Consider the following 6345-nt stretch of genomic DNA (forward strand, 5'->3'; position numbering starts at 1 on the left):
GATGCTCAGACGTAGTGCTGTACTCKWTGGTACCAAGTACAATGCATCGGCAGGTATACAGCTTCAGCAGTTGCTGTTCAACCAGTCATACTTTGTAGGCCTGAAGGCAGCCAAGAGCAGCGAGGACCTGTACCGTCTGCGCAAGGCCATGACAGAAGAAGAAGTCATGTATAACGTGAGCTCTTCTTACTTCCAGATCCTGCAGACGAAAGAACAGTTTGAGATCATCAACGCCAACCTGGCCCGACTGGATCAGCTGGGCAAGATCCTGCAGCTGCAGTACGAAAACGACCTTGCCCGCAAAGTAGATGTGAACCGCATCAAGGTGAACAAGACTAACCTGGAGACCCAGCTGCAAACGCTGACCAGTGCGCTGGACCAGCAGATGAATATCCTGAAGTTCTTCATGGGTATGCCGCTGGAAGAAGGCATCGCTTTGACAGACGCCACTATTACACTCGATACTGGAGCTGCGGCTTTCAACAGCAGCAAGGACCTGGTGCAGGGACAGACGCAACTGCAGTTGCTGAACAAGCAGACCGAGCTGACGGAACTCCAAAAGCAGAACATCAAGGCGGGCTACTACCCTACTCTTTCAGCCACGGTACATTCCAGTATAATGCCATGCGCAAGGAGTTTAACTTCTTCGATAATAATCAGCCATGGTTCAGCACAGGCATCATTGGCTTGCAGCTCAACATCCCGATCTTCGATGGTATGCGCAAGCACTCGCAGGTGAAGCAGACAGAGTACACGCTGAAGTCTTTGGAGGCTGACCGCCAGAAACTAACCAAGAACCTGGAAGTGGCGCTGGAGAACTCCATCAGCCAGTTGCAAAACAGCTCAGCCTCCATTGGGGCGCAGGAGCAGAATGTGGCGCTGGCACAGGAGGTATACGACACCACGAATGATCTTTACAAAGAAGGCATCTCGCCGCTGACCGACCTGCTCGAAGCGGAAGTAAGTCTGCGCGAAGCCAAAACAAATCTGAACAACGAAATGCTGAAGTACCAGCTGGCCCAACTCGGCTATCTGAAAGCTACCGGCGACCTAAACTCATTAATTAAATAAGCATCACAAAGAACAAAATGAAAAAGCTGATTTATATCGTAGTCGTTATCGTGATTTTGGGCGCTATAGGCTTTAAGCTGATGAGCAACAAAGAACAAATGGCCGCCAACGCCGCCGTAGCCTCCATCAAAAGCGAAGCTATACCTGTGACCATCACGGAAGTAGCTTCTGCTAAACTGGACAAGTCCTTTACGGCACAGGGCAATTTCGCCCCGATCCAGAGCCTGACACTCCTTTCTGAAACGCAAGGCCAGATCAAGAGCGTGCTCAAGCGCAAAGGTGACAAAGTGAAAGCTGGCGAACTGCTGGCACAGGTAGAGAGCAACACCATGGCTGCCGACCTGGCCACAGCACAGACAAACGCTGAAAAAGCCAAGCGTGACCTGGAGCGTTTTGAAAACCTGGCTGCCGGCGATGCCATCACGAAGCGCCAGCTGGAGGATGCCCGTCTGAATGCCAAGTCAACGGAAGCACAACTGGTAGCTGCCCGTCAGCGCCTGACCAAGACCCGCATCACCGCCCCTATCAGCGGCGAGATCAACGAGATCTATGTGGAAGTTGGTTCTTACCTGAATCCGGGCACGAAACTGTATGACATCGTGAACGTGGACAAACTGAAATTGAAAGTGAAAGCCTCCGAAAGCGAAGTACTGCTGATCAACAAAGGTGACAAGGTAAAAGTGAAAGCTGATGCCGGTTCAGGTCAGGAGTATGAAGGTACTGTGACGGCGATCGCTGCTCAGGCGGATGCAACCCTGAAGTTTGACGTGGAAGTGGAAGTGAAAAATGCCGCTAACAACAATCTGAGAGCAGGTATGTATGGTACTGCTTTCTTTGACGTAGCAGACCAGCGCGACGCCATGCTGTTGCCGCGTGAGGCGATCGTAGGTAGCATCCAGAACCCATTTGTTTATGTGGTGAAGGACGGTCAGGCCAGCCAGCGCCCGGTGCGTGTTGGTGTGGTAACCCAAGACCAGGTGGAGATCCTGGAAGGCGTACAGCCAGGCGAGCAGATCGTGCAAAGCGGCCAGATCAACCTGCGCGAAGGCATGAAGGTAACGGTGCTGAAGTAAATCTCAGTGCACAATTGTCATCCTTCCTGTACACTACAAAGGAGTTGGGCAATTTAATTCTAACCTTTTTGTCATTCTGCAAGAATCTTGGTGGCTCGTAGCAAAGGCTTAACCTCGCTTCAACCAAGAATAAAGGTTGAGGGACCAAAGTCCCCCTTTGAAGGAGGCAGGGGGATGACAATCGTGCATGAAAATCCTGTAAATCCTTTAATCTTGAAAATCCTGATTCAGACAAACTTCTTTCTTAAGAACATTTAGAAATGAACATAACCAAAATATCTATACAGCGCTCAACCTTGGTGGTAGTGGTCTTCACGGTCCTCACACTACTGGGTGTTGCGAGTTATAGCGCACTAAACTACGAGCTTCTTCCGAAGTTCAACCCGCCGGTGCTGACCATCTCTACCATCTATCCGGGTGCTTCTCCTAATGAAGTAGAGAACTCCGTGACAAAAGAGATCGAGGAAGCCTTGTCCGCACTTGAAAACGTGAAAACGATGCGTGGCACCTCCCTGGAGAGTTTCTCCATTATTGTGGTGGAGCTGAACCAGGGCACCAACGTGGACCTGGCCCTGCAGGACGCGCAGCGAAAGATCAACACCATCCTGGCCAACCTGCCGGATGATGCGGAGTCGCCTACGCTGAACAAATTCGACCTCGACGACCTCCCGATCATCAAGATGGGTGCCACGGCCAACATGTCGCCTACAGAGTTCTATGACCTGATCGACAAGAAGATCAAGCCGGAACTGTCGCGCATACCAGGTATGGCCGCCATCAAAATTCTGGGTGGCCAGGAGCGTGAGATCAAGGTAAACATCGACGCCAACAAACTGGAGGCCTACAACCTCTCTATCCTACAGGTACAGCAGAAGATCCGTAACTCTAACCTTGACTTCCCAACAGGTAAGATCAAGCAGGAAAGCGGACAGACGCAGATCCGTCTGGCTGGTAAGTTTGCATCGCTGGACCAACTGCGTAACCTGATTGTGCGTGAAGATGCTAACGGCATTGTACGGCTTGCTGACGTGGCCGAAGTACAGGACACGCAGAAAGACATTGAAGTACTGACCCGTGTAAACAGCAGTCCGTCTGTGGGTATTACCATCCAGAAGCAGTCAGATGCCAACGCCGTAGAGGTAAGCCGTTTGACGAAGGAAGCCTTGGCCGAACTGGAGAAAACCTACGCTGATGTTGGGCTTAACTTCAACATCGCTAACGACTCTTCTGACTTTACGCTGGAGGCTGCCGACTCAGTACTGCATGACTTGATGATTGCCGTAATTCTGGTGGCCGTGGTGATGTTGCTGTTCCTGCATTCCTTCCGAAATGCGGTGATCGTGATGATCTCTATACCTGCCTCTTTGGTGGCGACCTTCATCTTCATGTACCTGTTTGGTTACTCGCTTAACCTGATGTCCCTGCTGGCACTCTCGCTTGTGGTGGGTATTCTGGTGGATGACGCCATCGTGGTGATCGAGAACATTCACCGCCACATGGAAATGGGCAAAAAACCGGCGCAGGCCGCTTACGACGGTATCCGTGAGATCATGGCAACGGTTACGTCCATCACGCTCGTAATTTCGGTGGTGTTTATACCTATTGCCCTTTCATCAGGCCTGGTATCAGACATCCTCCGCCAGTTTGCCGTGGTAGTGGCCGTGTCTACGATGATCTCGCTTTTCGTAGCCTTCACGCTGATTCCACTATTAGCGAGCCGCTTTTCACGCTTGGAGCACATTTCGGATAAGAACATCTTCGGACGCTTCATCCTGGCATTCGAGCGCACCCTGGACCGCATCATCGACGGCTTTACAGCCGCTTTGAAGTGGGCCTTTAACCACAAGCTGATCACGCTGGGCGTGACCATGATCTTACTGGTCGCCTCCTTTGCGCTGGTGCCACTCGGCTTTATCGGTTCGGCCTTTATACCTGCCGGTGACCGTGGTGAGGTGAGCTTGCAGCTGGAGTTGCCTAAGAATGCGACGGTAGAGCAGACCAACTTTGCTACACGTCAGGTAGAACAATATTTGGAGGGCTTCCCGGAAGTATCGAAAGTATTCACCACCGTAGGTACTACCTCTTCGGCACAGCAGGGCCAGAACACGGCATACAAATCCGAAGTATCGGTAACGCTGGTAGACGTGAAAGAGCGTACCTTCAGTACCGACCAGTTCAGCCGTCAGGCCAAAGCTGACATTGAGAGCAAACTGCCAAATGTGGAGGTGACACCAGTGCCGGTAGGTCTGGTGGGTAACTCGCAGGCCCCTATCCAGCTGATCATCTCAGGATCGAACCTGGACAGCGTGATGGCTTTCTCACAGCGCGTGATGGGTGTGGTAGAAAGTGTGTCTGGTACGGCCGACGTGGAAATGTCAGTGGAAGGCGGTAACCCCGAGATTGAAGTAGTAGTGGACCGCGATAAAATGGCCAATGTAGGCCTGTCGCTGGAGAACGTGGGTGCGAGCATGCAGCTGGCCTTCAGCGGTAACTCTGACGTGACCTTCCGCTCCGGTACCGAAGACTACGACATCAACATCCGCCTCGACGAGTTCGACCGCCGCAACGTGACTGACATTGCCAACCTGTCGTTTGTGAACAATATGGGACAGCTGGTACGTTTGGGTCAGTTTGCCGACATCCGCCAGTCTACGGGTCCCTCGCAGCTGGAGCGTTACAACCGCGTGACTTCCGTGAACGTGAACTCACAGGTAATTGGTCGTCCGTCTGGTTCGATCGGTGCAGAGATTCAGGAGAAACTGGCCGAGGTAGAAGCGCCGAAAGGTGTTAGCTACGAGTTTGGTGGTGACATGAAAAACCAGAGCGAAGGTTTCGGTACGCTGGGTATCGCCTTGCTGGCCTCGATCATCTTCGTGTACCTGATCATGGTGGCCCTGTATGACTCTTATGTATACCCGCTGGTGGTACTGTTCTCTATACCGTTGGCAATTATCGGTGCCTTGCTGGCCCTTGCACTGGCACAACAGGCCTTGAGTATCTTCTCCATCCTGGGTATTATCATGATGATCGGTCTGGTAGCCAAAAATGCGATTATGGTGGTCGACTTTACCAACAAGCTGAAAGATGAAGGCGTGGAAGTGAAAGAAGCCCTGATAGAAGCGGTAAGAATCCGTTTCCGTCCGATCCTGATGACGACCCTGGCGATGGTGATCGGTATGTTGCCGATCGCGTTGGCAGGTGGCTCGGTAGCCGCGACCAAAAACGGTCTGGCATGGGCTTTGATCGGTGGTCTGAGTTCTTCCATGTTCCTGACCCTGATCGTGGTGCCGATCATCTACTACGGCTTCGACCGCATCCTGGCTAAGCTTGGGCTGGACAAGAAGACGGTGATCCATCTGGAAGAAAAGTCACTGGAAGAATTGGAGCACGAAACGAAAGAGCTTGAAGAAAGAAAGATGGCGCACGAGTTTGCGCACTAAGATATTCCCCCTCCTCCTGTCCGTTGTAAGGCAGGAGGAGCCTGGTGGAAAGCGTGAAATGAATTACCCTTTATTTTAGAACATATGGCAGATCCTAGAACTACCTTATACAAAGAGGTAATTAATCTGGTAAGCAGATTAAAAGCAATCGCCCCACATAAACTTTCCGGCCCCAAAGGACTTTGGGAAAATGGAATGGATATAGTTGACGTTGTAGATATTATACTGGCAGTGGAGAAAAAGTTTGATGTCGTGATCCCGGACGAAGTACCGGTGTATTCGATTGATGATCTGGTGAACTACCTGCAGTTAAGAAGAGCGAGTTAGTTAATAGAATTTCCCATTTGATACAAGCCAAAAAGGTGCAGGACTTTATCCTGCACCTTTTTTATGCTGTAACAGTTTGCGGGCAAAGCCCGCAAACTGAAAACACAAACAGTATTATTTCTCCTTATACCTGGTAGCGGTCATACTTTTGATAGCGGTAGTACTTTTGGTTCTTTCGCTCCTCTTTGCCATACATGTAGTACAACAGGTAGCCTACTGCATAAATTGCCAGTACTGTTAAGATGATGAATACCTCCATAACCTGATGCTTTTTTATCCAAGTTGCCTTATATACGAAAGTTAACAGGTTCTGGCTAATTCTCAATAGTTTAAAGAAAAATCCTGCTAAAATTTATTTAACCCTCCTTGTTTAGCCTTATTCAGGATAATAATTGCCAATTACCAACTCTATTTAAGAAGATTATTAGTAAAAC

General features: G+C 50.5%; 6 protein-coding genes. 5 read left to right on the forward strand and 1 reads right to left on the reverse strand.

Annotation, left to right across the window (positions count from 1 at the left end):
* From O71_RS19810 to O71_RS26755, 5 genes are all read left to right on the forward strand, one after another.
* Positions 1 to 739: TolC family protein (locus tag O71_RS19810; protein ID WP_237717921.1), on the forward strand; the 739-nt coding region annotated here is incomplete at its 5' end.
* A complete protein-coding gene (locus O71_RS26105) occupies positions 625 to 1071 on the forward strand; it encodes a TolC family protein (RefSeq protein WP_071530914.1) in 447 nt (148 codons plus the stop codon). The genes O71_RS19810 and O71_RS26105, both read left to right, overlap by 115 nt.
* A gap of 17 nt (positions 1072 to 1088) precedes the next feature.
* On the forward strand, positions 1089 to 2144 hold the full coding sequence (locus tag O71_RS19815) for an efflux RND transporter periplasmic adaptor subunit (protein WP_007660650.1): 1056 nt from the start codon (positions 1089 to 1091) through the stop codon (positions 2142 to 2144).
* A gap of 260 nt (positions 2145 to 2404) precedes the next feature.
* Entirely contained in the window at positions 2405 to 5584 is a 3180-nt protein-coding gene (locus O71_RS19820; protein ID WP_007660652.1) for an efflux RND transporter permease subunit, read from the forward strand.
* Between the two features lie 195 nt (positions 5585 to 5779).
* On the forward strand, positions 5780 to 5911 hold the full coding sequence (locus O71_RS26755) for a hypothetical protein (protein ID WP_255345437.1): 132 nt from the start codon (positions 5780 to 5782) through the stop codon (positions 5909 to 5911).
* A gap of 124 nt (positions 5912 to 6035) precedes the next feature.
* On the opposite strand, the gene O71_RS26760 is transcribed toward O71_RS26755, so the two are convergent.
* The gene (locus tag O71_RS26760) at positions 6036 to 6170 is read right to left on the reverse strand and encodes a hypothetical protein (RefSeq protein WP_255345438.1); all 135 of its coding nucleotides are present in this window, start codon (positions 6168 to 6170) and stop codon (positions 6036 to 6038) included.
* Positions 6171 to 6345 lie beyond the last annotated feature (175 nt).

It is taken from the genome of Pontibacter sp. BAB1700, assembly GCF_000277005.1.
Lineage (GTDB): Bacteria > Bacteroidota > Bacteroidia > Cytophagales > Hymenobacteraceae > Pontibacter > Pontibacter lucknowensis.

Excerpts from the sequence above, each read along its gene's own strand:
- O71_RS19815 (WP_007660650.1), top strand. The coding sequence starts at position 1,089 with ATGAAAAAGCTGATTTATATCGTAGTCGTTATCGTGATTTTGGGCGCT.
- O71_RS26760 (WP_255345438.1), bottom strand. The coding sequence starts at position 6,170 with ATGGAGGTATTCATCATCTTAACAGTACTGGCAATTTATGCAGTAGGC.
- O71_RS26755 (WP_255345437.1), top strand. The coding sequence starts at position 5,780 with ATGGATATAGTTGACGTTGTAGATATTATACTGGCAGTGGAGAAAAAG.
- O71_RS19820 (WP_007660652.1), top strand. The coding sequence starts at position 2,405 with ATGAACATAACCAAAATATCTATACAGCGCTCAACCTTGGTGGTAGTG.
- O71_RS26105 (WP_071530914.1), top strand. The coding sequence starts at position 625 with ATGCGCAAGGAGTTTAACTTCTTCGATAATAATCAGCCATGGTTCAGC.